Below are 26,955 nucleotides of genomic sequence, written 5' to 3'. Positions count from 1 at the left end.
ACCTCACCTCACGCGTAGGCCAGCGCCGGGGTCTTCCCGAGCCAGGCGTGATCGGTGAGTTGCGAGACGACGAAGTCAGCGACATCGGCGCGAGCGATCTTGAGCGATGACTCCGCCTCTCGAGGTCCGAAGCCGAGCAGATACTGCCCGGTGCGCGGTCCGTCGACGAATGCCGCTGGCCGCGCGATTGTCCAGTCCAGGCCGCTGTCGCGCGTCACTCGCTCCTGCTCGACGTGGTCGGCGTAGGCCTTGCGCAGCAGGAAGCCGAACATCACGCGCTTCCACATGAAGTTGAGGTTCTCCCAGCTGTCCCCCACTCCCAGCGTCGACTGCACGATGAGTCGGCGTACACCGAGCTGTTGCATTGCCGCGACGATAGTCGCGGTGCCTCTCGATCGCACTTCCCCCTTCGCCCCGTCGCCGAGTGTGACGATGACCGCGTCGTGTCCTTCGATCGCGGATGCGACGTCGCTGATCTCGAATACGTTGCCCTCGACAACGGTGAGTCGCGTCTGCATCTTGTCGACTGATGTTGCACTTCGCGTGAACACCGTCACCCTGTGCCCCTGCTCGAGCGCCTGCCCGACCACGAGCGTTCCGATACTGCCTGTTCCGCCGAAGACGATTACCTTCATGACGACCTCCTTGGGTGTGTGTGTGTCGTGTCACACTCAGTTCAGTCGCTTCATGCTGGATGCGCCATGGCGCATGGTCTAGATTTCATACGCCATCGTCCACGCGCTGTGCGAGTTCCCACCCCTGGCGATTGTGAAGATCAGCGGCTCCAGGCTTCGGCGTTCATGCCCACTCGGAATACCCGGGGTGGGTATTCGGTTGGGCACATCAATACCGCTGAGCCGCCCCGCACGCAACAAACATCCCAAAGAGGAAACTCCATGAGCAACTCGCACAACGACGATGTTGGACACTTGGCCGAGCACCGCCCATCCCCCAGTCATGCCGGGCACGGCGAGCACGTCGGGCAGTTCCGGCGACTGTTCTGGATCATGCTCATCTTGGCCGTCCCCACCGTTGGCTTCTCCGGCATGTTCGCCATGATCCTCGGCTACGCTCTTCCGGACATCCCTGGCCTCGCCTGGGTGTCCCCGGTGATCGGAAGCGTGATGTACGTCTGGGGTGGCAAGCCATTCCTGGTCGGTGCGGTCAGCGAGATCCGCTCCCGCAAGCCGGGAATGATGCTCCTCATCGGTCTCGCCATCACTGTCGCGTTCCTCGCATCGTGGGGTGCGAGCCTGGGGCTGTTGCATCACGAGCTCGATTTCTGGTGGGAGTTGGCGCTCCTCATCGTCATCATGCTTCTCGGTCACTGGATCGAGATGCGCTCCCTCGCCCAGACGACCTCCGCCCTCGATTCGTTGGCCGCGCTCCTGCCCGATGAGGCCGAACGCGTCGCCAACGGCCGGGTCGTCGTCGTCTCACCGGCCGATCTCGTCGTCGGCGACATCGTCGTCGTCCGCCCGGGTGGCAGCATCCCCGCCGACGGGCGCGTTGTCGACGGTCGCGCGTCCATGGACGAATCCATGGTCACTGGTGAATCCCGCACCGTCACCCGTGGCACCGGCGACTCGGTCACAGCGGGCACCGTGGCCACCGACTCCGGGCTGCGTGTCGAGATCACCGCGACCGGTGACGACACGACTCTCGCGGGCATTCAGCGCTTGGTGGCCGAAGCGCAGGGTTCCTCTTCTCGTGCTCAGCGCCTCGCCGACAAGGCCGCCGGGTGGCTGTTCTGGTTCGCGCTGGGTGCCGCCGTCCTGACCGCGATCGCATGGAGCGTGTGGGGTCTTCCCGACGCCGCGGTCATCCGCACGATCACCGTGCTTGTGATCGCCTGCCCCCATGCACTCGGATTAGCCATTCCGCTCGTGGTATCGATTGCGACCGAGCGTGCAGCTCGTGGTGGCGTTCTCGTCAAGGATCGGCTCGCGCTGGAGAGCATGCGCACGGTTGACACGGTGCTGTTCGATAAGACCGGCACCCTCACGAAGGGAGAACCTGTCGTCTCCGCCGTCTCTGTCGTTGACGGCAATACCGCGGACCAGGTGCTCGCCCTCGCTGCGGCCGCGGAAGCCGACAGCGAGCACCCGCTCGCGAAGGCGATCGTCCGTGCCGCGGCCGAGAAGAAGCTCGCGGTGCCCGGAAGCCATGAATTCACCTCGTCTCCCGCCGTCGGCGTCACCGCAACGATCGACGGCACCACGGTCCGCGTTGGCGGCCCGCACTTGCTGTCGGAAGAGGATCTGGCAGAGCTTCCCATCGCCGATCAATGGCGCGTCGACGGCGCCATCATCCTCCACGTCATCCAGGATGGCCGGGTTATCGGCGCACTGAAACTGGCCGACGAGGTGCGCACCGAGTCACGCGAAGCAGTTGATGCGCTGCGCGCCTTGGGCGTGCAGGTCGTCATGATCACGGGTGACGCCGAAGCTGTCGCCCAGACGGTCGCGCAGGATCTGGGAATCGATCGGGTCTTCGCCGGCGTACGTCCGGCAGACAAGGCCATGAAGGTTCAAGAGCTTCAGAACGAGGGCCGAAAAGTGGCGATGGTCGGCGACGGTGTCAACGACGCCCCTGCCCTCGCCCAAGCCGACGTCGGATTGGCGATCGGAGCCGGCACGGACGTCGCGATCGCTTCGGCAGGCGTGATCCTCGCCAGCGACGACCCTCGCTCCGTGCTCTCGGTGATCGAACTGTCGCGCGCTGCGTACCGGAAGATGAAGCAGAACCTCTGGTGGGCCGCTGGCTATAACCTTCTTGCTGTGCCGCTTGCGGCTGGTGTCCTCGCACCTGTGGGATTTGTCCTGCCGATGTCGGTCGGCGCAGTTCTCATGTCACTGTCGACCATCGTCGTCGCGGTCAACGCTCAGTTGCTGCGTCGCCTCGACCTTCGGCCCGAATCCACGGCTCGCGCGATCCTCAGCCGATAACCTAGTCGCTTGTCGAACCATAGGCGGCGAGGAAGACGTCGAGCCCTCGCGCGACCTGGGTCGCAATGTCAATGCCGGACAGCGCTTCGTCATCTCCGAGCAGCATGGCGCGATTGACGGGGTCGCCCATAATCAGCCAATTGAGCTGCGTGGCCGCGAGAACCGGATCGGGCGTGTTGAGAGCATCCGCAGCATCCAATCGCCTGAGCACCTCGGCGAGAGAGTCGATCGCACGCTGCGGACCGTGCACATGCAGAGCGCGGGCGAGATCAGGGAACTGCGGCAAGAGTCCGATCACGAGGCGTCGAAGTGCGAGCAGAGCTGGAGCCAACACGGTGGAGAGCTGCTGCTCGAGGATCGGGGCGAGCACGGAACGAGCATCGGCGTTTTCCGAGATCACCGGAGGCGAGCTGAGGACACGTTCGCTCGCGGCGCGGGTCTGCGATCCGACGAGCTCGAGGAACAGCCCCTCTTTGCCTCCGAAGTGACTGTAGAGCGTCTGCTTGGCGACACCGGACTCTCGTGCGATCGATTCCATGGTCACACCCTCGTACCCGTTGGCCAGGAACTGCTCCTGCGCAGCCGCCAGCATGGACTCGCGTTTGCGCGCGGAACTCGGACGGAGATCCGCGGCACCGCTTGATAAATTCATACCCACCAGTCTAGTTTAGAGAAATCAGACTGTTCAGTCTTGAAATAGGAGATGATGATGAGCACGAAGACCGCTCTCGAGTTCGATGCCGAGCTCATCCACCCCGATGAAGCGGGATCCTGGACCGTGTTCGAGGTACCCGGCTCGATCGAGCACTTCGGCACGGGAAACCCGGTGCGCGTGACCGGGACGATCGACGAGACGCCGGTGGAGATCACGCTCATGCCCACTGGGCGGGGACTCCATTTCGGCCCTGTGAAAGCAGCGACAAGGAAGCTGATCGGCAAGGCAGTCGGCGACCGTGTGCGGGTGCGGATCGAGGCTGCGAATTGAGCGCGTTGACCACCCCACGCGGCGATCGCATCGTCTACGACGACCTGGGCTCAACCGGGGCGACGACCGCGATCTTCATTTCCGGAGCCGGACCCGCTCGCGACGAGGACCCTGTGACACTCGCTACAGGCAAGGCGTTCGCCGCACGTGGTGGGCGCGCCTTCATCGCCGACCGTCTGGGGCGCGGCGAGTCGATACCAGCGGGCCCAATCGACCTCGACGCGCAACTCGAGGCGATCGCCGCGCTTTCACGTGAGGCCGACGCCCCAGTCATCCTGATCGGGCATTCCTCCGGCTGCGCGATCGCAATGCTCGCCGCCGCCCGCACCGCAGACCTTGCAGGGATGGTGTTGTGGGAGGCGCCACTCGGACTATTCGAGGACGGCGCACCATCATGGTGGGCCAGCATCCGCGCCGCGATCGACGCCGACGATCTCGAGGACGCGGTCGCCCGGTACATGGTCGGGATGCCGCCGGAATGGCTTGAAGAGCTCAAGCAGTCCCCCACCTACCCGCAGATCGTGCTCGGCTGGGTTCCGGATGGCGAAGCGCTCAGGACCGTCGAGGAACGCGGCTATCGCGACGTGCTGTCATCTGTCACGGCCCCTCTCCTCGCCTTGGTCGGCTCCGAGACCTTTCCCGGCATGGCGGCGACCGCCGACGAACTCGCGGCCTCGGCGTCCGACGGACGATCGGAGCAACTGGCCGGTGCCTGGCACTCGTGGGAGCCGGAGGCGATGGCGGAGCGGCTCGCGCGGCTCGCCGGGCTGGCCGGATAGCTCTGGCCGTCGTGCTCAGCGCGACGCCACCAGCTGCGCGACCTTCCCGACCGCGCGCAAGAAGCCGTCGAGATCGGACTCTCCTGCTGCGGGGACGAGAACCACGTCATCGATGCCCACGGCAGCGAACCTCTTTACCGCCGCCGCGACATCGTCGGCGTCTCCCCACACTGCGCGGTCGTCGAGGATCCCACGATCACCGAGCTCAGCACGCACCCGAGCCTCAGCGCCATCGCCGAACGCAGCGGTGACGTACGCGATGATCGCGGTGGAGTCTCCGCGGGCTGCATGGGCACGACCATCGTGCACTGTACGAATCTGGTCCGCGAACTCCGCCGGTGTGTGTCCGCCGACAAGGATCGTACCGTCGGCGACCTCGCCCGTAAGAGCGAGCGTCTTCGGACCCTCCCCCGCGGCGTACACGGGAGGTACCGTTTCCGGTGGGTATTCGAGTCGCACCCGATCGAGAGTCACATACCGACCCGAAACCGTCACCTCCTCACCGGCGAGAAGTGCGCTCAGCGCGGGGATGTACTCGCGCATCAAGGTGAGCGGCGAGGAGACTCGTGCACCAACCTGCGCCATCCACGGCAGCACGCCGTGCCCCATCCCCGGGTAGAGCCGACCCGGGAACATCCGCTCGATCGTCGCGATCTCCATCGCGGTAACGGCCACGTTGCGCAGGGGCATCGGAGCGATCCCAATGCCAATGCGCAATCTGTCCGTCCAGGCGAGCGCGGCAGCTGCGGAGGCGAACGCCGACTCCCGAAAACAGTCCTCCCAGAGCCACAACTCCGGAACACCGGCTTCTTCTGCCGCCTCCACAGCCACACGGAAGGCCTCAGGCGCATTCTGGTAAGGGCTGAAGACCGCGCCGACACGGGTCACAGAGCACCACTCTCAACGGTCGAATGGTCGTGCAGTTCCACTTCGACGCGGGTGGCGTCAATAATCAGTTCGATCTTCATGTCACTCCTGCTTATTACTCCATTTAGGCAACAGCCTATGCAGACCGCTATCTAGTCCACCGTGTTGAGACGGACCATGGCGTCGTAGAGTTGCTCGTCTGTCATCGGCGGCTCGGGGATCGGATGTGCCCGCTCAGCCCGGTAGGCGTCGAGCATGAGGTAGAGGTGACGTCGCCACGCATTGGGGGCGGTGGTGCTGGTGGCGTCGAGCATCCGGCCGTTGAACCAGATGAGGTTGACGATGTCGGCCCGCGTGATATCGGGGCGCGCCTGGCCGGATTCTTGAGCTCGGGTGAGCACGTCTTCGATTTGTCGACACATCTCGTCGTGGATGCGCTCGGTGTCAGCGTTGCCGGGGAAGCGACGGGACAGAAAGTCGTTGAAACCTCGGTCTCCCGCCTGCACGCGAAACAGGTTCTCCACGTAATAGACGAACCCTTCCCACGGATCATCGATCTCCAGAGCCTGCGTGGAACCGTCGAGGAACTCCCGAAGTCGCGGCTCAAGGGCGGCCAGGAGCAGGTCCATACGGGTCGGGAAATGGCGATAGAGGGTCCCGATGGCAACGTCGGCGTCGCGAGCGATCCGCTCCAGGGAGGCATCCATGCCTCGAGCGGCGAACTCGTGCCGTGCCGCAGCGATGAGCCTGTCACGGCGCTCCTGGGCGTCGCGACGCAGGGGCTTTCGCGTCTGCTCAACGTCGATGATGCTCATGCATCAAATTTACCTCGGAATCGGAGGGTGCCCTCCGATTCCGGAATTTCACGCCGGCGCCTGGAATAGATAAGGCATCCCTCCGGTTGAATCCACCAACCGGAGGGATGCCTCACCTTGAGGCTCCCCCGGCCCACCGATACGGACACGACGAAGGAGCACATCATGAGCAGCATCAGCATCATCGGCGCGGGGAACATGGCCACAGCCATTGGCACCCAGGCACTCAAAGGCGGCAACACGGTCGAGGTCATAGGCCGGGATGCGGATAAGGCCGCGGCCTTGGCTCGGACGCTCGGCAACGGCGCTACCGCCGGAACATGGGGCGCCGTACCGACGGGGGACATCGTCATCCTCGCCGTACTATTCGCCGGCGCCGTGCCGATCGTCCGCGAGTACGGGGACGCGCTGGCCGACAAGATCGTCGTCGACATCACGAACCCTTTCAACGCTGACGCCACCGGGCTGGCCATCCCTCAAGACACCTCCGTCGCGCAGATGATCGCCGAGGCCGCCCCCGCACGCGCCCACGTCGTGAAGGCATTCAACACCCTCTTCAGCCACGTCCTGGCCGCGGGAAACCCGGTGGATGTGTTCATAGCTGGCGATAACGCACAGGCCAAGGCGAGCGTCTCGGCATTCATCACGAGCCTCGGACTGCGCCCTCGGGACGCCGGCGACCTCAGCATGGCGCACTGGTTGGAGGGCGCGGGGCTGCTGGAAATGGGCCTCGCGCGCAACGGCCTGGGGTTCAACCTCTCGCTCGCCGTCAACCTCGGAACGACCATCTGATCCATCCCCGAAGGGAACACACATCATGACCAACAACATCGGCTCGGGCAACACTGCGACCGCCATCGACTCACGAGCGGCGAACCAAGCCACGACTCAAGCCGTGCGACTCGAGGCGGTAGTCAAGCAATACGGCACGGGCCCATCGGCAGTGGTTGCACTGCGCGGCATCGATCTCAAACTAGCGCGCGGGTCGTTCACCGCCATCATGGGGCCATCCGGTTCGGGAAAGAGCACTTTCCTGCACACCGCGGCCGGTCTGGATACTCCGACGAGCGGGTCCGTGTGGATCGGCGACACCGATATCTCGCGGATGCGGGCCAACAAGCTCGCGAAGTTCCGTCGCAAGCACGTCGGGTTCGTCTTCCAGGCATACAACCTGCTCCCGGCCCTGACGGTCGAGCAGAATGTGACGCTGCCGCTGCTTCTGGCAGGCTCACGCGTGGAAAGCAACTGGCTCGACCGCATCATCCGCTCGGTTGGTCTGGACGAGCTTCGACAGCGGCGCCCGGCGGAGCTTTCTGGCGGTCAGCAGCAGCGGGTGGCCATCGCACGTGCGCTGATCACGCGACCGGATGCCGTCTTCGCCGACGAGCCCACCGGCGCGCTGGACTCGCGTACCGGCCGACAGGTGCTCGACCTGCTCGCACAGATGACGCGCGAGCTGAACCAGACCGTCATCATGGTGACCCACGACCCGGCCGTCGCAGCCCGCGCGGACCGCGTCATCTTTCTCGCCGACGGCGCATTCGTCGGATACGAGGACGGCGCAACAACACAGCAGATCGTCGATCGCATGACCGAATTGGGGAAATGGTGAACACGCTCATCCGGGCGGGAATCCGCCAGAACAAGGGCACGCTCATCGGCGTTTTCGTCGCCGTGCTCACTGCAACCATGCTCGCTACCGGGCTCGGCGTTCTGATCGAGTCCGGCTCACGCGGCGGGGTCGACCCCGAACGTTACGCCGCTGCCGACGTGATCGTGGGTGGCCCACAGTCCTTCGAGACCCCAGAGAATGCAACGTATTCGCTTCCCGAGCGTGTGCCGCTTCCCGCCGATGAACTCGACGCGATTCGATCGCTCCCGGACGCGGCGCGCGTCGTCACAGACACGACCGTTCCGTTGTCGTGGGACGGATCGCTGATCGAGGCCCACGGTTGGAGTTCCGCGGCGCTCACCCCGTATGAGATCAGTGACGGGCAGACCCCTCGTGCTGCGAACGAGGTAGTCGTTGATAGCAACCTCGCGGCGCGTACGGAACTTGGCGCAACCATCACGCTCGCCCACGGTGGTATCGACGGTGACTATCTCGTGGTCGGGATCGCTGCTGTCACTTCAAGTGACCAGCCCGACCGTGCCGCGCACGTGTTCCTGACGGATGCTACGGCATCCGCTCTGGCGCCGCGCGGCGGTGCTGCCGAGGTTGTCGGAGTGTTCGCCCGCGAAGGAATCTCGCCGGACGATCTGGCGAATGAGATTCGCACGCAGGTGCCCGACGCGGTCACATACACCGGGTACGAGCGCGGCGCCGCCGAGTTTCTTGACGCCGGCGCCGCCCGAGCAACGCTCGTGGCGATCGGTTCGTCGTTCGCCGGCACCGCCATCCTGATTGCTCTGTTTGTCGTCGCAAGCACACTGTCGCTGTCGATCCAGCGGCGACGACGAGACTTCGCTCTCATGCGAGCCATCGGGTCAACCCCTCTGCAGATCCATCGGATCATCGCACAAGAGGTGCTCCTGGTTGCAGGCGCGGGTGCACTCGTCGGAGTGATTCCCGGTTTCCTTCTGGCCGTCGTGATGCGATTCGGCTTCGCACAAGCTGGAGTAATTCCGCTCGATTTCGCACTCACCTTCGGTCCGATTCCCGCGCTGATCGCCGTCGTGGTCATGGTCGTGGCGTCTCAACTCGCTGCTGCGGTCGCTGCACGGCGCCCCGCACGCATCAACCCGATCGAAGCATTGCAGGAAGCGTCGACCACGCCGTCGCGTGTAGGGCGTGGCCGCACGATCACTGGCGTTATTCTCGGAGTCATCGGCCTGCTCGCATCCGCCATTCCGCTGTTCGTCCCCGGCACGATCGCGGTCGCCGGGCCGGCCGCGGCCGCTTTGTTCCTCATCGTTGCCGTCGGTCTGCTCGGGCCACGCCTGGTACGCGGCGCCATCACGGTATTCGGCGGGCCGCTACGGCATCTGAAATCGCCCTCAGCGTTCCTTGCAGCAACGAATGCGCGCAGTAACTCGCGGCGACTGGCGGCAGCGATCGTTCCATTGGCTCTCGGCATCGGCCTGGGCCTTGTGCAAGTGGGTACGCAGTCGATCGTCGCAGCCGAAGCAACGACACAGTCACAGGCCGGAGTGACAGCCGAGCTGATGGTGACAGGCGGAGCATCCGGACTTTCTGATGACGCCGTCGCAGCCATCGCCCAGACGTCGGGTGTCAGTGCAGCGAACCCGGTGGCCCTCAGCCAGATGATCTACAGTTTCGTCCAACTCGGCGATCCGACATCCGACCAATACCCCGTACAGGGCATCGACCCGGCAGCAACGGCGGCAACGATGGATTTGGGCGTCGTGGCCGGCACACTCGACGCTTTGACCGGCACGCAAACCATCGCTTTGAGTTCTGACGCAGCGCAAGCGGCGGGCGTGGGTGTCGGCGACACAATCAGCGGGCATCTCGGCGACGGAGCGGAAGTCACCTCGACCGTGGTTGCCATCTATACCCGAGGGTTGGGCTTCGGAGACGTGACCATGACGAATCCTGCGCTACTCGCCCACACGACGACCGGCCTCAACAACTATGTGCTCGTGGGCACGGAGCCCGGGCAGCAGGCGCATGTGCAAGAGACACTGGATGCGGCCGGATTCACCGTGACGAACCGCAGCGAACTGCAGGCCGCAGGCGACGGCGAGCGCGGTGCGAACTCGCTCGTCAACCTGATCGCGCTGGCCGTCATCCTCGGCTACATCGCCATTGCAGTAGTAAACACGCTGGTGATGGCAACCGGAGAGCGGCGACGCGAGTTCGCGCTGATGCAGCTGGTCGGATCCACGCGCAGGCAGGTGCGGGCCATGATGCGCACCGAGTCCATGATGGTCGTCGTGCTCGCCGTCGCACTCGGAGTACTGGTGGCCGGACCCCCGTTGATCGGGATCAGCTACGGCATATCGGGACAGCTACTGCCGAGCATCTCGTTGGTCGAGAGCGTGGCGATCGTCGGCTCTTTGAGCATCATCGGCCTGATCTCGCTGGCTGTCGCGACTCGGGCTGCCATGCGCAGCGCGCCAATCGTCGAGATCGGATCGCGCCAGTAACGTCTGCCAGGGCCCAAGATGCAGCTTCGCGAACGAAACGACCTTCATACACCAGGTCGGCATGGACTGAACCAATTGTGCCTGAAATGGAATGATCCGACCCCCGGGCGTGTTGTACCTTGTGGTGCTCAGTGTGACGCTCGCGCCCGGGCTCCGCCCGTCTTCCGGCGCTTCGGTGCCTGTAGCTTCTGTCGCGTCACGAAAGAGGTATCGGTGCCAACACTCACACTCGTCCCTGAACAACCGAGTCCGTGGTCTGGTCTGCTTGATCGCGATGACGTCGTCCTTGACGGGGGTGTGTTGCACATCGTCCATGACTCAGTAACACCGCAACAGGCGCGTAGCGAAGATCTGCTCTTGGTCGCGGCCGCGTTGGAGGACGCCGGGGTCGAGGTTGTCTTGATCCGAAGCGATCACTCCGTCCCCGCGCTCGTGGTCGACGTCAATGCACATGCTGCAGTCATCGCTGCGCTGGCGGCCGTGTGCGATCGCGAACCCCTGTACATCAAAGCGAAACAGCAGGCGCCCGCGCTCGCGAGCGAAGCATCCGCCCCGCTTGCTGAGCAGACTGCCGACCCACGGGCCGTGCGCGTGTATCGCCCACGCATCACACCGAATCGCTCGCTGCGCTACGGCGCGTCACTCGGAGTGCGACTTGAGTTCTGGCGCCTACAGGACGATCTCGTCGAAGCTCCGAACGACAATGCGCTCACACGCCGCGTGATCCCTCGCGACGATCTCGCCTTCGCCACCATCGAACGCTACGGTCGCCAGTGGCGCACGATCGCGGGCATGTTCGATCCGCAGCCGCACGAGTTCATCGACGAGGTCGACATGGTCTTCTCATGGGTCGACGGATCCACGAGTGAGTTCCAGCGCCAGCGGGCGGCACGCATGGAGGAGTACGTCGTCGGTGAAGGTGATGACAGCCCCGCCCGGTACCGTCATGTCGACGAACTGCGCTACGCGCTGCGGAGCGTTCATATGTACGCCCCATGGGTGCGACGAATTTTCATCGCGACCGACTCCCCCGCCCCCGTATGGCTGATCGATCACCCGAAGGTGACGCTCATGCGTAGCGAGGATTTCTTCACCGACCCCTCAGTGCTGCCCACCCACAACTCACACGCTGTCGAGGCACAGTTGCACCGGATCCCGGGCATCGCCGAACATTTCCTCTATGCGAACGACGACATGTTCTTCGGTCGGCTGGTCTCCCCAGAGCTGTTCTTCACGTCGGCCGGGGTGACGAAGTTCGTCGAGTCCGAGGTGCGCATCGGCACCGGGATACCCGCGCCGCATCGCAGCGGCCACGATAATGGCCTGCGAGTGAACCGGGAACTCCTGAGAACCCGCTTCGGTCGCACGATCTCGCGCGACCTCTCACACTGCGCCACCCCGCTGCGCAAAAGCGTCATGGCCGAGCTTGAACATGAGTTTCCTGAGGACTTCGAGCGCACCGCGGCATCTCGATTCCGCTCTGCCGCCGACATCTCAGTGACCAACAGCCTCTTCCATTACTACGCGCTCATGACCGGGCGGGCAGTCGCCACCAAGGAACCCCGAGTGCGATACGTACATACGACGCTCGCGACCGCACTTCGCCGCATGGAGCGGCTCGCTGAAAGAACCGATGTCGATATGTTCTGCCTCAATGACGGCGGCGAGACAGAACTCCCCGAAGAAATCAGAATCCGCACTATCCGCGCGACGCTGGATCGGATGTTCCCGGTGCTGCCGCCGTGGGAGCGGGCCGACGTCAGTGATGCAGGGCGCTCGGCCCAGTCGGAGCATCCGCCGATGGCGCGCTGAACGGGCGGATGCCCGCGGCGGAGAGCCTCCGGCGGACCTCCGCCGCGTCGATGTGTTCCAGTGTGCGCGGCGCGTCGATCGGCACTACCGAGTGCACAATCGTGTCATCAAACACATGCACGAGGTTGAAGGTCTGTGCGCCGTCCTGCGGACGCATGCCACCGGTCGGCACAGTAAGGTCTTGCGAGTAGCACGTCGACGATGCGACCGAGACGGGAATGCCCGCGAACGTCGCGAAGGTCGAGTAATGCAAATGACCGGCGATGATCGCTCTCACGTCGGTGCCGCGCAGCACCTCGGCGAGCCGTGACTGATCGCGCAGCTCGACGCTCACCGCCAACGGCAGCACGCTGGGCACGGGAGGGTGATGCATCGCGAGGATCGACCCCAGCGGTGCCGGCGTTGCCAATTCATCCCGAAGCCATTGCAGTTGCTCGTCGCGCAGCTCGCCGTAGTGCTCGCCCGGAACGGTCGAGTCGAGAGTAATCACGCGCAGCCCGTTGAGCTCGTCGACCCGGTCTACCGGCCGCAGGTCGGCTGCTTCATCCAGCAGCCCTTCGCGGAACGCCCCACGTTCATCATGATTGCCCATGACCCACAGCACGCGCGCACCCAATCGCTCGGCGAACGGCTCGACAAGGCCACGCAGGGCCGCGTAGGCGGCGGGCTCACCCAGGTCGGCGAGGTCGCCGGTGAAGACGATCGCGTCGGGTGTGATGCCGGATGCTTCAAAGACGGTGAGCGCGCGGGCCAGTCGTTCGGTGCCATCCACCAGATCGAACAGGAGTGCGCCCTCCGCAGTCAGGTGGGTGTCGCTCAGGTGCAGAAGGGTCTGCCCAGGGAAGGGATACTCAGCGCTGCGCATCGTTTCGGCTCCTCGCCTCGGCCGCGGTTTCCCGGAATGGTACCGGTGAGAGATGACGACGACACGGCGACACGGTGAACTGTCCGCGAAACAGCTCAGATGCGCGGCGCCCGGCGCGGCGGCGGAGGTGGCACAGCCTTGGCTAAGTGGACCCGATCCAAGGAGATGGTGACCAGGCCGCGACGGGTTTCGAGGACGCACTTGTCGTTGTCGCGCTCGCGCAGGTAGCCGACCGCATCGGTGAAGCCCCCCTCGATGCGTGTGCGTACCGTCATCCGAGTGCCAAACGGGGCCGCCCGGATGAACTCGACAGGGTCTGACATGCCCCCACTCTACGGTCGTGCGCGGCATGCGTTGGAAGTCGTCAATCGAAAGCTCTTTGCCGCGGCGGTGGGTGCGACATCCGCTCATTCGAGAACGGCGGATACCTCTGCAACTGTGCCGCCAAGGGTCTCCCTCGCGCGAAGCTTCTGCTGCATGATCTGCCGCACGGAGCTACGCCGATCTGACCGAAGGTATTCTCACGCGCCCCTTCCGCCCACGGGTCCGCCCATTGGATGCGCGTCCCAAATCTGATCTGCAATATTCCAGCTCCCCTTGGCTATTCTCAGCAACACGGGGTCGCTGAAGCGCGCGATGCTATTGAGCACCTCCGCGAAGGCTTCGGGTAGTTCCTTCTGACGGTTCACCCGCGTGCGCCAGGCGCGCCATTTGGATTGAGCGCGCGCTGGCATCTCCCCTAATGCAGGTAGCACCGGAGTGAGGGTGACGCCTCGGTGAGCCGCCACGATTTCCAACGAGCTTCGGAGGATGACCGCTTCCACAGAGTGAAGACGCGTAAGCGTGTAGATGTCAGCGAAGTCCCGCCAGCGCGTATTTCCTTCTCCTCGGTCGATCGCGGTGACGATCTTTTCGGCGAGCACCATCGCGAGCGGATAGGCGAGCAGGGTAACCGGCGGGTGGCCGAGTGGCACGATGCGAGGCAGGTCGATGAGTTGCGGTTCAGGCCAGATCGGGTCGCCGAAGTTGACATCAATCCCGACAGTCAGCCGAGCACGACCGAGGAGTCCGACGAGTCGAACACGCACGCCAGCGTACTCGTCGGGATCCCCGTCTCGAATGAGGGAAGCATGATGCTGTCCATGTCAAAGACAACACCATCAGGGAATTCGATCGCTGCAATCGCACCAATGCGCTCGGCAACGTCGTCGGCATCGTTCGAGAACCCAGTGGCTTGAAGATCGATGTCTTTGGTCGGGCGTCGTGCTGCGAAAGCAGCTAACAGCACACCGCCCTTGAGTACGAAATCATCGCGATGCGACGACGCGGCAATGCGAGCAAGAAGTGCTTCGATTACATACAGGGTCTGCAATTCCTGCACGTCTGCGCCGTTCTCACGCGCGAGCTTCTGAATTGCCAGGGTCGCGTCACCTTCAGGCGTGCCGCGCTGCGGTTTCGGTGTCACAGCAGTATCTCCAAGGCGTTCTGCAGAGCTGGCTTCGCTTTCGGGAAGCGCTTGGCCATAGTGAGCAGCCGAGAAGGGCTGTTTCCTCGCGCGCGGAGCCATCGTTTGAGCGCGTCGACTGCGAGGTCGCTGCCCCATTCGTGGCTGAGACGAAACAGATCGATGATCGTGCGTTCCGCGGAATACAGTCCGATTGCTCTCCCGGCAGGCAGTGCGTATTCAGTGCGGTCGATGTCGAAAGTTGCGGTATCGAAGTGGTGCCAAGTGATCGGCGCAGACCAGATGCTCAGTGGCTTCGTGCCGCGCGGAATCGCAATATTGCTGCGCGTCGGGATCTCGTCCGTGAGGTCATGAATCGATAACGCCGTCAGCAGGCAGAGCGTCGCTTGCGGTCGCTTTGCAGCGATTGCCATCCACGCAGCTGTGGTGTCGTCGGTTGCGCCGGTGCGCAGGAACTGGCCCGGGGCAATCCGTTCGTACTCCTCAGCCTTGATAAGTCGCTCGAGCTGCCTCCGCGTGAGTCCTGCATCTGCGAGGTCTCGGTATCCCAACAGATCTGGCAGCGTCGTCTCCATGGCCGCCCCCTAAACGGACAATAATAGTTACACATACAGCATACCTGTTACCCATTTGGATCACTAGATGTTCATCTCTCGAACGCTTTTCCAACAGATCCGCAGTCGTGGGGTCGACAGCCTCGTTGCGGCAGTTGTAGTGGTTGATCGTGATTGCCGGGTCGGCATGTCCGAGCAGTTGCGAAACCAGTTCGACGCCAGCATGCTCGTTGATCGTGGTTGCGACGGTTTGCTGAACCGTGCGTCGCGACCGCGCGGTCTTCGGGTGCTCCTGCCACGCCGTCGGTTCACCTCTCGGGCTGATGATCGTTCCGCTGATCCGCACAGATGGCATGCTCAGGCCAAGCAGCTGCCGGGTCGCAACCGCCAACCGATCCTCCACCTCGATGTCTTCGAGCCAGTACGCCACCAGATAGGGGAACAGGCTGTCGGCCGCGAGCGGTCCCGCGCTGGGTGCAATCAGATCACGGTCGACGCACTTTGCTTTCAACGCGTGCGTCGCGGCAGCTGCACTATCGCCGCTCACCTGCACGAGCCGGGCGACACCGCCCGGGTCGCGACGGCGGGCGCGGGCTTCGATGCGTCGACTCGGGCGGCGACGGGTCATAATCTCGCCGTAGGTGCCGATCGTCAGGAGTGGGTGACTCATCGCGTTACCTCCGGGAAACTTGAGGCTGTGCAGAAGGCGCCGGGTCACGACGCTCCTCGATCCCCTCGATGACATCAGTGATCGCGAACTTGAGGTGCTTGCCGACGCGATAGGCACGAGGTGCCGAGGCCGCGCGAGCACCAGTCGCAGATCGTCGAGATGGGCACTCACATACGTCAACAGCTCGCGGATATCGAGCAGCCGCGGTAGATCGGTCATGCAGACCAGGTGCGTCACGCGCTCCAAAACAACCAAAACCACCCGCGAGCGACGCTCGCGAACTGGGAAAAATGCGGTTCAGATGGAGATTCAAAAGGGGTTCAAGATGGGGTTTCGATGACAGACAGCGCACCTACGCCTCTTCCCGCGTGGCCCCGCCGTCCTGGGCACGGCCCGGCCAGAGATGGTGGTTCATCCATCAAAGACTCCGTTCCGGGCAGCAGGTCCTGGCCCGCCTCGTCAAAGCCGGGCCTATAACCCTCTTTTTGGGGTCTCACGTACTTCCGGGACATGCAAAAGGCCCGGAGACTCTTGCGAGTTTCCGGGCCTAAATCTGTCGGGCTGACAGGATTTGAACCTGCGACCCCTTGACCCCCAGTCAAGTGCGCTACCAAGCTGCGCCACAGCCCGTTGTTCTTCGCTCACGCGGAGGCAACTCCACTATCTTAGCCGCACTGCGACGCCTTCGCGAACCAGACATCTTGCCTCTGTCTCACCCCGGGCGTAGCCTGCCCTGCATGCCGACGATCACGACCGCGCTCGCCAGCGCCGAGATATGGGAAGACATCCAGCACGCGCTGAGCGGAGGCGGTGACGGCCGCAGCTGCCAGTGCGTCTGGCCGGTGCTCACCAACAAAGAATGGGACGCGACGACCCTCGACGAGCGCACGGCATTGTTCCAGAACGAGATCGCCGACGGCCCACCTCCCGGGCTCGTCGCGTACGTCGACGGTGAGGCCGCAGGATGGATCTGCATCGGACCCCGCCCCGCTCAGCGACGTCTCGCCCGCACCCGCAACATCGTCACCACTACGCGTGAGCCACTCGACGATGACAGCGCATGGGCCGTCACCTGCTTCGTCGTCAGAAAAGAGCACCGCGGCCAGGGTCTCAACGCGGTGCTGCTGGAAGCGGGCCTCAACTTCGCCCGCGCATCCGGAGCCCGCGTCGTCGAGGGCTATCCGATCGACACCGCCACCGCCACCGCTGATGTCCGCGTCAACGATCTGTTCCACGGCGCACTGTCAACGTTCCTCGCGGCCGGCTTCACCGAGATTCCCAGCACGAAACCGGGTCGCCCGTTAGTGAGCCTGAGTCTCAACATGTGACTGCACCGATCTACGATGGAGGCATGCAGCGCAGCACCTTCCGTCGAACATCCCTGATGTGGTCGTTCGTCCCGTACATCGTCATGTCGATCGTGCATGTCACGGCACTCGCTCTGCAGAGCGACCTCGCTGCCCCGACCAAACTCTGGCTGATGCCGCTGCTCACGATCCCTGTGCTGCTCGCGCTGCGGCTACGCCCACCGAGTGCGATTGCTCTCCTCCTCGCGGCAGTGGTGCTCTCATGGATCGGTGACGGCGCTGGCACCTTCTTCCCCGGCGGCCCCGAACTGCCGCTCATGCTGCTGTTCTTCGGAATCGCCCACATCGCGTACATCGTGTTGTTCGCCAGGGTGCTGCGCGTGCGACGGATGCCATGGTGGGCACTGGTCTACGCCGTCTGGTGGGTTGCGATGATCGCCGTACTCGGGCCACACACCGGCCCGCTATTGATCGCGGTCGCCGTCTACGGCCTCGTACTCGGCGGCACCGCGGCCTTCTCCACTCGCTGCCACCCGCTCGTGATCTGGGGTGGCGTCTTCTTCCTCACCAGCGACACGGTTCTTGCATTCCGCCTCTTCATCCCTGACGCCATGCCCCAGTGGACGAGCCCTCTCGTGATGCTCACCTACACGCTCGGCCAAGGACTCATCGTCGCCGGCGCACTGGTGACACTGCGTGCAAGGAGAACAGCATGACGGATGCTCCGGTGCGAGTGGACAGTTGGCTATGGGCCATCCGCGTCTACAAGACCCGCTCCGCCGCAACGACCGCATGTCGCGCAGGGCATGTACGCGTCAACGGCGACAAGGTCAAAGCCGCGCAGACCGTGAAGCCGGGCGATGAGCTGCGCGTGCGCATCAGCGGATTCGACCGCATCCTCTTCGTCCGTAAGACCCTGGTCAAACGCGTCGGTGCACCGGTCGCTGCGCTCGCCTACGACGAACGCACTCCCCCACGCGAACCGCAGGCTGCTCTCGGCCTCCGTGATCGCGGCGCGGGCAGACCAACCAAACGCGAGCGTCGAGACATCGACAAGCTACGCGGACGCGACGAAGACTGATCAGCCCAACTGCTCACGCAAGCGCGGCCACGCATCAGCGAACCCCGGATGCAACGGCCGGTCAGTGACCTCGTCTACCGGAACCCACTCCAGCGCCACGCTCTCCGGGTCGCTGATCACCGGTTCGAACGGCGTGACCACGTCGGCGATGACCGTCGTATACGACCAGATCTTCAAGTCCAGCACGCTCGTGGACCGCGGCTTCACCGCACCTTCCGGGATACCGGCTTCTTCAGCCGCTTCGCGCAGGGCGCCGTCGATCGCCGACTCACCCTCGTGCAAGGCCCCACCGGGAAGGCCCCATGTTCCGCCGAAGTGACTCCAACTGACGCGGTGTTGCAGCAATATGCCACGATCGGCATCCACTGCGAGCAGTCCTGCTGCACCGAAGCGACCCCAATACCGTTCCCCCGTATCTGCAACGACCCACGCATCACCCGGATCCCGCGGCCCCTCAGGGCGTCGCGGTTCACCAGGGGCCGGAGGAACTATCGTCACTCCCCCAGCTTTTCACAGCATCCGCCATATCGGCGCACACTCCGACAAGAGACGTAACGTAGCTCTGGGAGAATGGAACCGTGAAACTTCTCGTCGCCGCTCTCGAATCCGAACTCGATGCCTTCCCCGACCCGCTAGACGGCTTTGATCGCCTGGTGACCGGGCCTGGAAAGCTCAAAGCCACGTACGGCCTCACTCGCGCGCTCGATGCCGGCGAATACGAAGAAATCCTCGTGGTCGGCACGGCAGGAGCCCTCGATCCAGAACTAGACGCAGGCGTGTACGACATCAACGCGACCTTCCAGCACGACGTCATCGATGAGGAAGGCATCCGAGGGCAGCACGTGTCGATGCCCCAACAGATCATCCTCAGCGACGGCGACGCCGTCATCGCCACCGGCGACAGCTTCATCGACGATGCCGCCGCAGCCGAGCTGATCCTCGGACTCGGCGGCAAGCTCGTCGACATGGAGTCCTACGCCTACGCCTGGGTTGCAGCCCAGTTCGGTGTGCCGATCCGCATCTGGAAGGCCATCTCCGACCGCGCACAGGACGACGCGAACACCACCTGGAACGACGCAGTCACGGCGTGCAGCCACCAGCTGCGCGACCGGGTCCGCGAGGAATACGGCGTCTGATCACACCCCTCAGACCCGCGCGTTCAGTCGTGCGAAGGCGCTGCCCACGACGAGCAGATCCGACGCACGCCCCTGCTCGACGACGCGTCCGCGGTCGATCACACTGACCTCGGCGTCGCCAGGAAGCAGATCGGTGCGGTGGGTGATCTCGATCACGGTCGGTCGCGACACCATCGCTCTGAGACGCTGCCGCACCAACTGTGCGGTCGCCTCGTCGAGCTGGCTGAGCGCCTCGTCGAGAACGAGCACGCGCGGGTACTGCAGAAGCGCTCTGGCCAGCGCCACTCGATGCAACTGCCCTCCCGAAAGCGCCGAACCACGCTCGCCAACCCTGGTACGCACACCATCAGGCAATGCATCACCGTCGAGCACCACGATCCGCAGCACCTCCTCCAATTCGGCATCTTCGGCTGCGGGTCGCGCGAGCCGAAGGTTGTCGGCTACCGTCCCGGGGAACAACACCGGCCGCTGATCCACAACCGCGACGATGCGCCGCAGCTCTTCCAACGGCATCTCTGCCACACCGAGACCGCCGATCAGCACCCGACCGTGACCGGCATCGTGTGCGCGCAGCAGGAGCGAAGCGATCGTCGACTTACCGCTGCCTGAGACCCCGACGAGGCTATGCCAATCACCGGCTGCAACATGGAATCGTACCTGCTCGAGCGCCGGCGGGCCTTCCGGATAGGAGAAGGAGACATCCTCAAACTCGACCATCAGTGCGTCCGTCCCCGGCAGATTGGATGTTCCGGCATCCGTCACCAGGGGCGGGGCATCGACGACACGGCGCACGCGATCACAGGCTGCGAGTGCGGCATCGAGCCCGCTGGCGAAGTCATCGGTGCCCGCACCGCCCAGCCAAAGACCGACGAGCAACGCAATCGCGAGCACAGCTGTCCGCGCATCACCACTGTGAACGACGACCAGGAGCAGAGCAGCACCCCACAGGAGGCGCTCAGCGACCTCGCGCACCGCGACCGCACCGGCAATGCGCAGACGGGCGTGACGTACGAAACCTTCCCTGCGGCGCCGCTCCCGATCGCGGAGATCACGTGCGTCGAAGGCGATCACCTCACGCAGCCCTTGCACGTCATCGGCCACATGCACCGCGACCTCGCCACGTGCGGCGAGCTCCTCTCGCGCGGCCGCGGCCGTACGACGAGCGGCCAGGAACGGCAGCAGCAGGGCGATCGCGAGCGGCACGGCGATGAGGGTAGCCGGAAGCGGGTTGACCTGGACCGCGAACCACGTCAGGGCTACCGCAGGCACGACCACTGCCGCGATCATCGGCGGGATCGTGTGCGCGAAGAACACCTCGATGCGGTCGATGTCTTCCGTCGCTCGTGCAGTCAGCTCGGCGGACGCCTTGCCAGTCGTGGCTGCGGGAGCATGTGGGATGAGGCGGCGAAACAGCAACTCACGCAGCCGCTGCAGAGCAGCGAAGGCAACCCAGTGCCCCGCATAATGCTCGACGTACCTCAGCACGGCCTTGCTGAGACCCAGCACGACGATTGTCAATGCGAGCGGCCACACTGCGACCACTTCACCGATCATCGCGCGGCCCAGACCGTAGGCGGCGACGACCAGCACGGCGACGTTCAGTAGATCACCGACGATGCGAGCGAGCGTCGCGATGCTCAGCGGCCAGAGCAACGGCCAGGTGTGCAGGATGAGCCAAGCTGCGAGGCCCCGTCTCGTGGACATCAATGATCCTCCGAGGATGAGAGATCGATCACGCGGTCGGCGGCGATCATCGCGGCAGGACGGTGCGCGATCATGAGCACGGTACGTCCGGCGGCCAGCCCGTCGAGTCTGTCGAGGAACGCCGCTTCCCCGGCCAAGTCAACCTGAGAGGTCGGCTCGTCCAGCAGAAGGATCGGGGCGTCACGGATGAAGGCCCGCGCAATCGCGAGACGCTGGCTCTGTCCGCCCGAGAGCGCGAGTCCATGCTCTCCAACGATGCTCGCCAGGCCCGCAGGCATGGCACGTACCTCGGCGGCGAGACCGGCGCCTTCCAGAGCCTTCCACATGCGGTCCTCGTCGATTGACGCATCGGCGAGACGCAGATTGTCTGCGATCGTGCCGTGAAAAAAAGGTGGGTCCGCTGCTCGACGACGGCGAGGGAACGTCGGATGCCGACGGACGATGTCTCCGTCGTGACGGCACCCGCGACCTCGACCCTGCCGGAATCCGGCGTTAGATGCGCTTGGATGAGCGCCGAAACAGTCGATTTCCCGATGCCGCTCGGGCCGACCAGCACGACCCTCTCGCCCTCTTCTACGCGAAAGCTCAGATCACGCAGCACAGGACGGTCCGGCGTCCATCCAGCGGTGACATTGCGAAGGACAATCGAAGCGGTCTCCGCCACCGATCCGTCCGTCTGCGTCCGTACGGCGCGCTCACGCTCGCGTGCGAGGTGGGCGCCGATGGCCCGTTGCGAGGCCCTCCCGCCGATGCCAATGTAAAAGAACTGTCCGACCAGGTCGACAGGTCGGATGACGAGCAGCGTGCACAGCACGATCGCGAGCCCCTGCCCCGCCGTGAGCGTCCCGTTCCCGACACGTACCAGCGAAAGCAGCGCGGCCATCAGGACGACGCCGAGAGAGACGGCAGCATCCATCACGAGAATGAGAATCTGATTGGCAGCCAGCACGCGCATGAGCGCACGACGGTGTCGCTCGCCCTGCGCGGCGAGGTCACGTTCCGCCCGCTCCGCCGCCCCCGCAGCAACCAACGTTCCCAGCCCCTGGATGCTCTGCAGGAACTGTGCGGCGAGTTCCCCGCGCTGCCTACGGCTCTCAGCACCGGCGTTCCCCGCCGCCCGCTGAGCGATTCCGATGAGCAGGGGCACCAACACGACGAGCACCGCCAGTACGGCCGCGATGAACGGATCGAGCGTGAGCGCGATGATGCCGAGAATGAGCAATGGCGTAGTGAAGGCGCCGAGCGTCGGTCCGAGGAAGGCCGCACGGTACCGGGCGGTGCGCTCGACGGCCCCGGTGGCCAGCGCCAGCATCGCGCCGGATTGGGGCGCCGCACGCACACCTCCATCGAACAGTACGTCCGTCACGCCCTGGCGCAGCACGGCCTCCGCATCACTCTGAGCGCGGACGGTGAGTAGCCCGCTGAGTCCCGAGGTCACGGCAGCGAGCACGACGCCGACGGTAGCGGTGATGATCGCCGGGCCGAGTCCTTCTTTACCGGACGCATCCACGGCCGCACCGGTCGCGATGAACACAACAGCGAGCGAGGCGGCCTGCATCCAGGCGAGCACTACGGCGATCGCCGTAGTCGTCCACGGGACCGACGCCCGGATGAGCGGATGCGGCATCGCGCTCACTCGGAGAGCTCTGGGTGCAGCCAGGAGAGCACCGCGGCGCTCCCGGAGACGACCTCTCGTCCGGCGAGGGCGTAGACATCGCGCCCTAGGAACAGCTTTACACGTCCTTCCTGCACGGCAGGCAGCGCCGCGACAGCAGGATTGCCCAACACCGCATCAAATGATGCCTCGCCCTTACCAGTGACGTCGACCAGCATGATCGCATCCGGATTCGTGGCGACGAGCTGTTCGGGCTGGATCGGCATGGTCTGCGTGATCCCGATCTGCTCTGCAGCATTGGTGCCACCGCCGTTGGCGAGGAGCTCCGACACGAGTGATGATCCGGCGTTGATGAACGGAACCTGCGCCTGGTTGCTGAGGATCACGACGCTCGGAGCGGATGCCGCCTGCGCTGCGCTTTCGCGCACCTCGGCGAGCCCTTCGCCGATCTCGGCAACGAGTGCCTCTGCTTCGTCGGCGGTGCCCGTTGCCGTGCCGATGACTTCGAGGTTCTCGATGACGGCATCCGATGAGGACCATCCGTTCGTCAGCGTGAGCACCGGCACACCGGTCGCGCTGAGCACATCTGAGGCATCCTGTTCGCCGGTGTGGCGCGCGGTGACGACGATGAGATCCGGGCTCAAGGCGAGCACCTGCTCTGGTTCCGGGCTGTTCTCCCCCGCGACGATGTTCTCGACGTCGGCCATCTCGTCGGCGTACGGGTTCAACGTAGCGTTCCGGGCAGCGGCGGGAATCGCGATGAGTCGCTCGGTCAGGCCGAGCTCGTGCAGGGCGATCGCTGCGTCGGATGACAGCGCAACGATTCGCTGCGGTTCCGCCGTGATCGTGAGGGGCTCAGCTGTGCCCGGCACGGTGACAGTCACGGGAAACGCCGCCGTGACGGATGCAGTCTCCGCGGCGATGTCGGCCGGGTCGGCAGCGCATGCGGCTGAACTCAGGACGATTCCGGTCAGGGCGATCACGGCGAGGGGACGAAGATACTTCATTGGGGCCTTTCTCAGGCATTCAGATGTGCTCAGGGACCGCGGAACGGATCCCGAGCGGATGGATGTGCGGATAGCCGAACTCGTCGGCGTACACACGGGCTTCGATGTCGTAGACGTCGGCGAGCATGTCGGCAGTGAGGATGTCGTGCGGCGAGCCGATAGCACGAAGACCGCCGCCGTGCACGACGGCGATCCGGTCGCAGTGCCGTGCGGCCTCGTTCAGATCGTGCAACACGATGCCGATCCCGATTCCCGTCTCGGCCCGGGAACGCAGCACCGCGAAGATGCGCAGCTGATGGTGCACGTCCAGCGCCGAGGTCGGCTCGTCGAGGAGCAGGTGTGCGGCTCCCTGTGCGAGCGCACGGGCGATCTGCACGAGCTGACGCTCCCCGCCGGAGAGCGCGGCGACCTGACGATCAGCGAGCGCCACTGCGCCGGCATGCTCGAGCGCCATGTCCACGGCGTGGTCGTCGACTGCCGTGAGCGGAGCGAAGCGGCGGCGGTACGCGTACCTGCCCATGAGTACGAGTTCGCGCACAGAAAGATCGTGGGCGACAGGGCTGTCCTGCGCGACCACGGCGATGCACGCGGCACGCTCGCGCGGGGGCAGCGAGAGGAGGGGACGGCCATCCACATGCACCTCGCCGCGCGACGGCGTCAGCAGCCCGGCGAGTGCACGCAACAGTGTGCTTTTGCCGGCGCCGTTCGGGCCAATGATGCCGAGGATCTCTCCCTGACGCAGTTCAATCGAGACTCCGCCGATGATCGGCACTCGCTCGAGAGAGACCTCGAGGTCGCACGCGCGCAGGGTCACAGCATCCGCCGTCCGTGCTTGGCCCGCAGCACAAGTGCGAAAAACAGCGGCGAGCCGACGAGCGCGGTCACGACACCGGTCTGCCACGACGTTCCGGCAGGTGCGAGGCGCGCGACCGTGTCGGCCGCGAGAAGGAAGAGTGCTCCCAGCAGGGCGGAGGCTGGTAGCAGGATGCGGTGATCACTGCCCACCAGCATCCGCACGATGTGCGGGGCGACGAGTCCCACGAAGCCGATCACACCGGTCACCGCGATGATGCTGCCGACGAGAACCGACGTCAGCACGAGGATCCCCAATCGAGTCCGCGCGACGTCCACACCCGTGGAACGGGCGATCTCTTCGCCCAGCAGCAAAGCGTTCAGCTCGCGTGACATTCCAAGCAGCAGCAGCACACCGACGGCGACGGGCGCGGCCGCGAGCGCGACGTCCTGCCAGTTCGCCGCGGTCAGATCCCCTTGCAGCCAGAACATCGCCCCACGGACGGTCTGCGAGTCGTCGGCATTCGCGATGAGAGCACCGGTCAGCGCGCCGCAGAATGCATTCATCGCAATGCCGAGCAGCAACACCGTGGTGATGCCCCGATCGCGCGACAGCATCGCCACCGCCTGAATCACCAGAAGCACGGCCATGGCGCCAGCGAATGCCGCGACAGGCAGCGTCCAGGGACCAAGCACAGAGATGCCGGTCACCAGAACGAGCACCGCGCCGACTGCAGCTCCACTGGCGACACCGGTCACGCCGGGATCGGCCAATGGATTGCGGAAGTAGGCCTGCATCGCTGCCCCCGCGATCGCGAGTCCGGCACCGGCAAGAAGCGCGAGGATCGAACGTGGCAGCCGGACCTCGGTGATGACGAGGGCGTTCGCGACCTCCGTCGCCCGACCGAGGACCGCGTCGCGTAGCGCGATTAGCGTGTCAGCCGGAGCGATTCCCACCGGCCCGATCCCGAGCGCGATGATGAGAGCGAGAAGCGTCCCGGCGACCAGAACCGGCAGCGCCAGCACGCGGCGCGATCGGCGTACGCGGGGCGCATGCCCATCACCCGGCGCGTCAACAGACTCCGATGCGGAGGTGATCGGGGTGGAGGCAAGTGGCACGGGAGTCCTCGGAGCTGCGGAAGGTGAACGCGATCCACAGTATCGGTAATGAGAATCATTCTCAATATGACACACTGCAAATTAACGTCCAGCGCCCGTCGTCGCTGAGGAGGTCGTCGCTTAGGAGGTCGTCGCTTAGGAGAGGGAGAGTTCCTCCGCAGGAACTGCGCCAGCGCGCAAGCGCGCCGCGGCCAATTCCTCCGCCGCGGCGAGCGGCGTGATGCCCCGCTCTGCAGCATCCGCAAGGATCGCTCTGACGGTGTCGCCGATCTGCGCGACGCGATCCATGATCTCGGCACGCGTGCCGAGCTTCTTCGCCTCGTGGTCGAGATAGATGACTCCACCCGCGTTCACGACGAAGTCGGGTGCGTACAGGATGCCGCGCGCTGCCAGCCGGTCTGCGCCGCTGTGCGAGGCAAGTGGATTGTTCGCGGGCCCGCAGACTGCGGAAGTGTCGAGCGCATCGATGACGTCATCCGTTAGCAGTCCGCCGATGCCGGCAGGCACGAACACGTCCGCCGGCACAAGGTGCTCCGTGCCAGGCTCCACCCACTTCGCCCCCAGTTCGCTGGCGAGATGCTTACGAGCCGGGTTCACGTCCGTGACAGTCAGGACCGCACCCTCGGCAGAGAGTCGCACGGCGAGACGCCCACCAACCTGACCGAGTCCGGAGATCGTAATACGTCGCCCAGCGACATCGGTCGTTCCGGTGACGCGCTCCAACACGGCGCGGAGCGACTCGTACACGCCCAGGCTTGTGGGGCCCGCGGGCTCACCGGATCCGCCGACGGCATCCGGCAGGCCGACCACGTGCGCCGTGCGCTCGCTGACCACGGCCATGTCTTCGGTGGTTGAGCCGACATCCTCGGCGGTCCGGTAAAGTCCGCCGAACGATTCCACGGCATCGCCAAGATCGAGGAAGGCATCGCGACGCCGTTCAGCATCCAGAACGGTGCCCAGTTCGAGCCCAATCACGGCCTTGCCACCACCAGCATGAAGACCGGCTGTCGCATTCTTCAGAGTCATCGCCGCAGACAGCCGCAGGGCGTCGCCCAGCGCGTCACTCCAGTGCGGGTAGGTCCACAGCCGTGCGCCGCCGAGCGCGGAGCCGAGCACAGACGAATGCAGGGCAACAGCGATGAAGAGGCCGCTGCGCCGACCGGTGAGCACCTCCACACGCTCGTGGGAGAACTCGGGCAGGGGCAGGGTGTGGTGCGTCATTGCATCCTCTTTCGGCGGGCCTTGTGGGCACAGAAGGTGGATGCCGCGTTGTCGCAGCATCCACCTTCTATTGCACCACTCAGTCAGCCGTTAGGCAACCGTC

The 26,955-nt window shown here is 64.8% G+C and carries 26 protein-coding genes, 1 tRNA gene and 2 pseudogenes; 11 read left to right on the top strand and 18 right to left on the bottom strand.

The genetic code is table 11. The features are described from left to right. Window positions 1-8 precede the first annotated feature (8 nt). Entirely contained in the window at window positions 9-635 is a 627-nt protein-coding gene (locus ACSU1G_RS32565) for an NAD(P)-dependent oxidoreductase (RefSeq protein ID WP_439285472.1), read from the bottom strand. A gap of 261 nt (window positions 636-896) precedes the next feature. Between ACSU1G_RS32565 and ACSU1G_RS32560 the strand changes: the two genes are divergently transcribed. Further along, window positions 897-2,948, top strand: a complete 2,052-nt coding sequence (locus tag ACSU1G_RS32560; RefSeq protein WP_439285470.1) for a heavy metal translocating P-type ATPase — start codon at window positions 897-899, stop codon at window positions 2,946-2,948. Between the two features lies 1 nt (window position 2,949). On the opposite strand, the gene ACSU1G_RS32555 is transcribed toward ACSU1G_RS32560, so the two are convergent. After that, window positions 2,950-3,600, bottom strand: a complete 651-nt coding sequence (locus ACSU1G_RS32555; RefSeq protein WP_439285469.1) for a TetR/AcrR family transcriptional regulator — start codon at window positions 3,598-3,600, stop codon at window positions 2,950-2,952. A gap of 57 nt (window positions 3,601-3,657) precedes the next feature. Here ACSU1G_RS32555 and ACSU1G_RS32550 point away from each other — a divergent pair, with 57 nt between their 5' ends. Together ACSU1G_RS32550 and ACSU1G_RS32545 are read left to right on the top strand one after the other, a co-directional pair. Then, window positions 3,658-3,933, top strand: a complete 276-nt coding sequence (locus ACSU1G_RS32550; RefSeq protein WP_439285467.1) for a DUF1905 domain-containing protein — start codon at window positions 3,658-3,660, stop codon at window positions 3,931-3,933. Continuing rightward, window positions 3,930-4,712, top strand: coding sequence for an alpha/beta fold hydrolase (locus ACSU1G_RS32545; RefSeq protein ID WP_439285465.1), 783 nt, complete (start codon window positions 3,930-3,932; stop codon window positions 4,710-4,712). The genes ACSU1G_RS32550 and ACSU1G_RS32545 overlap by 4 nt, the downstream gene beginning before the upstream one ends. Before the next feature lie 15 nt (window positions 4,713-4,727). Here ACSU1G_RS32545 and ACSU1G_RS32540 read toward each other — a convergent pair whose 3' ends face one another. Both ACSU1G_RS32540 and ACSU1G_RS32535 read right to left on the bottom strand, forming a co-directional pair. Then, complete coding sequence (locus ACSU1G_RS32540) at window positions 4,728-5,600, bottom strand: LLM class flavin-dependent oxidoreductase (RefSeq protein WP_439285463.1); 873 nt, start codon at window positions 5,598-5,600, stop codon at window positions 4,728-4,730. 131 nt (window positions 5,601-5,731) lie between these two features. Next, window positions 5,732-6,394 carry a TetR/AcrR family transcriptional regulator gene (locus ACSU1G_RS32535; protein ID WP_439285461.1) on the bottom strand — a complete coding sequence of 221 codons (663 nt, stop codon included), beginning with the start codon at window positions 6,392-6,394 and terminating at the stop codon, window positions 5,732-5,734. 165 nt (window positions 6,395-6,559) lie between these two features. Between ACSU1G_RS32535 and ACSU1G_RS32530 the strand changes: the two genes are divergently transcribed. The 4 genes from ACSU1G_RS32530 to ACSU1G_RS32515 all read left to right on the top strand — a co-directional run bounded on the left by ACSU1G_RS32530 (window position 6,560) and on the right by ACSU1G_RS32515 (window position 12,316). Continuing rightward, window positions 6,560-7,186: an NADPH-dependent F420 reductase gene (locus tag ACSU1G_RS32530; protein ID WP_439285459.1), complete on the top strand. Its 627-nt coding sequence runs from the start codon at window positions 6,560-6,562 to the stop codon at window positions 7,184-7,186. Window positions 7,187-7,211: 25 nt separating this feature from the next. Beyond that, a complete protein-coding gene (locus ACSU1G_RS32525; protein WP_439285457.1) occupies window positions 7,212-8,006 on the top strand; it encodes an ABC transporter ATP-binding protein in 795 nt (264 codons plus the stop codon). After that, window positions 8,000-10,504, top strand: coding sequence for an FtsX-like permease family protein (locus ACSU1G_RS32520; protein ID WP_439285455.1), 2,505 nt, complete (start codon window positions 8,000-8,002; stop codon window positions 10,502-10,504). Before ACSU1G_RS32525 ends, ACSU1G_RS32520 begins: the two co-directional genes overlap by 7 nt. 213 nt (window positions 10,505-10,717) lie before the next feature. Then, complete coding sequence (locus tag ACSU1G_RS32515) at window positions 10,718-12,316, top strand: stealth conserved region 3 domain-containing protein (protein WP_439285453.1); 1,599 nt, start codon at window positions 10,718-10,720, stop codon at window positions 12,314-12,316. Here ACSU1G_RS32515 and ACSU1G_RS32510 read toward each other — a convergent pair. From ACSU1G_RS32510 to ACSU1G_RS32480, 7 genes are all read right to left on the bottom strand, one after another. After that, complete coding sequence (locus tag ACSU1G_RS32510) at window positions 12,264-13,181, bottom strand: phosphodiesterase (RefSeq protein ID WP_439285451.1); 918 nt, start codon at window positions 13,179-13,181, stop codon at window positions 12,264-12,266. The two genes, ACSU1G_RS32515 and ACSU1G_RS32510, sit on opposite strands and share 53 nt — an antisense overlap. A gap of 95 nt (window positions 13,182-13,276) precedes the next feature. Continuing rightward, window positions 13,277-13,504, bottom strand: a complete 228-nt coding sequence (locus tag ACSU1G_RS32505; protein WP_439285449.1) for a hypothetical protein — start codon at window positions 13,502-13,504, stop codon at window positions 13,277-13,279. Window positions 13,505-13,702: 198 nt separating this feature from the next. Beyond that, a complete protein-coding gene (locus ACSU1G_RS32500; protein WP_439285447.1) occupies window positions 13,703-14,269 on the bottom strand; it encodes a nucleotidyl transferase AbiEii/AbiGii toxin family protein in 567 nt (188 codons plus the stop codon). Then, complete coding sequence (locus tag ACSU1G_RS32495) at window positions 14,227-14,646, bottom strand: nucleotidyl transferase AbiEii/AbiGii toxin family protein (RefSeq protein ID WP_439285446.1); 420 nt, start codon at window positions 14,644-14,646, stop codon at window positions 14,227-14,229. Before ACSU1G_RS32495 ends, ACSU1G_RS32500 begins: the two co-directional genes overlap by 43 nt. Continuing rightward, entirely contained in the window at window positions 14,643-15,059 is a 417-nt protein-coding gene (locus ACSU1G_RS32490; RefSeq protein WP_439285445.1) for a type IV toxin-antitoxin system AbiEi family antitoxin domain-containing protein, read from the bottom strand. The genes ACSU1G_RS32495 and ACSU1G_RS32490 overlap by 4 nt, the downstream gene beginning before the upstream one ends. Window positions 15,060-15,129: 70 nt before the next feature. Then, a complete protein-coding gene (locus tag ACSU1G_RS32485) occupies window positions 15,130-16,107 on the bottom strand; it encodes a hypothetical protein (RefSeq protein ID WP_439285444.1) in 978 nt (325 codons plus the stop codon). Window positions 16,108-16,426: 319 nt separating this feature from the next. Then, window positions 16,427-16,500 (bottom strand) — tRNA-Pro (locus tag ACSU1G_RS32480). A 107-nt stretch (window positions 16,501-16,607) separates the two neighbouring features. Between ACSU1G_RS32480 and ACSU1G_RS32475 the strand changes: the two genes are divergently transcribed. From ACSU1G_RS32475 to ACSU1G_RS32465, 3 genes are read left to right on the top strand one after another with little or no spacing between them, the layout of a single operon-like run. Beyond that, on the top strand, window positions 16,608-17,198 hold the full coding sequence (locus tag ACSU1G_RS32475; protein WP_439285443.1) for a GNAT family N-acetyltransferase: 591 nt from the start codon (window positions 16,608-16,610) through the stop codon (window positions 17,196-17,198). Between the two features lie 23 nt (window positions 17,199-17,221). Then, window positions 17,222-17,893 carry a lysoplasmalogenase family protein gene (locus ACSU1G_RS32470; RefSeq protein ID WP_439285442.1) on the top strand — a complete coding sequence of 224 codons (672 nt, stop codon included), beginning with the start codon at window positions 17,222-17,224 and terminating at the stop codon, window positions 17,891-17,893. After that, window positions 17,890-18,258: an RNA-binding S4 domain-containing protein gene (locus ACSU1G_RS32465; protein ID WP_439285441.1), complete on the top strand. Its 369-nt coding sequence runs from the start codon at window positions 17,890-17,892 to the stop codon at window positions 18,256-18,258. Before ACSU1G_RS32470 ends, ACSU1G_RS32465 begins: the two co-directional genes overlap by 4 nt. A gap of 6 nt (window positions 18,259-18,264) precedes the next feature. Here the strand turns inward: ACSU1G_RS32465 and ACSU1G_RS32460 are convergent. Then, window positions 18,265-18,756 (bottom strand): annotated as a pseudogene (locus tag ACSU1G_RS32460) (NUDIX domain-containing protein); the annotation flags it as partial. Window positions 18,757-18,836: 80 nt separating this feature from the next. Here ACSU1G_RS32460 and ACSU1G_RS32455 point away from each other — a divergent pair. Continuing rightward, window positions 18,837-19,394 (top strand): nucleosidase, encoded by a 558-nt coding sequence (locus ACSU1G_RS32455; RefSeq protein ID WP_439285439.1) that lies wholly within the window; start codon window positions 18,837-18,839, stop codon window positions 19,392-19,394. A 9-nt stretch (window positions 19,395-19,403) separates the two neighbouring features. Here the strand turns inward: ACSU1G_RS32455 and ACSU1G_RS32450 are convergent, their stop codons facing one another. From ACSU1G_RS32450 to ACSU1G_RS32425, 6 genes and pseudogenes are all read right to left on the bottom strand, one after another. After that, complete coding sequence (locus ACSU1G_RS32450) at window positions 19,404-21,098, bottom strand: ABC transporter ATP-binding protein (RefSeq protein WP_439285437.1); 1,695 nt, start codon at window positions 21,096-21,098, stop codon at window positions 19,404-19,406. Then, window positions 21,098-22,410: pseudogene (locus tag ACSU1G_RS32445) on the bottom strand (ATP-binding cassette domain-containing protein). The gene ACSU1G_RS32450 and the pseudogene ACSU1G_RS32445 overlap by 1 nt, the downstream one beginning before the upstream one ends. Before the next feature lie 320 nt (window positions 22,411-22,730). Then, window positions 22,731-23,720 carry an ABC transporter substrate-binding protein gene (locus ACSU1G_RS32440; protein ID WP_439285435.1) on the bottom strand — a complete coding sequence of 330 codons (990 nt, stop codon included), beginning with the start codon at window positions 23,718-23,720 and terminating at the stop codon, window positions 22,731-22,733. A gap of 19 nt (window positions 23,721-23,739) precedes the next feature. Then, entirely contained in the window at window positions 23,740-24,534 is a 795-nt protein-coding gene (locus ACSU1G_RS32435; RefSeq protein ID WP_439285433.1) for an ABC transporter ATP-binding protein, read from the bottom strand. Beyond that, a complete protein-coding gene (locus tag ACSU1G_RS32430) occupies window positions 24,531-25,631 on the bottom strand; it encodes a FecCD family ABC transporter permease (RefSeq protein WP_439285431.1) in 1,101 nt (366 codons plus the stop codon). The genes ACSU1G_RS32435 and ACSU1G_RS32430 overlap by 4 nt, the downstream gene beginning before the upstream one ends. A 135-nt stretch (window positions 25,632-25,766) precedes the next feature. Continuing rightward, window positions 25,767-26,852 carry a Glu/Leu/Phe/Val dehydrogenase dimerization domain-containing protein gene (locus ACSU1G_RS32425; protein ID WP_439285429.1) on the bottom strand — a complete coding sequence of 362 codons (1,086 nt, stop codon included), beginning with the start codon at window positions 26,850-26,852 and terminating at the stop codon, window positions 25,767-25,769. Between the last annotated feature and the right edge of the window lie 103 nt (window positions 26,853-26,955).

This window comes from Microbacterium sp. A93 (assembly GCF_051842835.1).
This window is presented reverse-complemented; position numbering and strand designations above follow the sequence as displayed.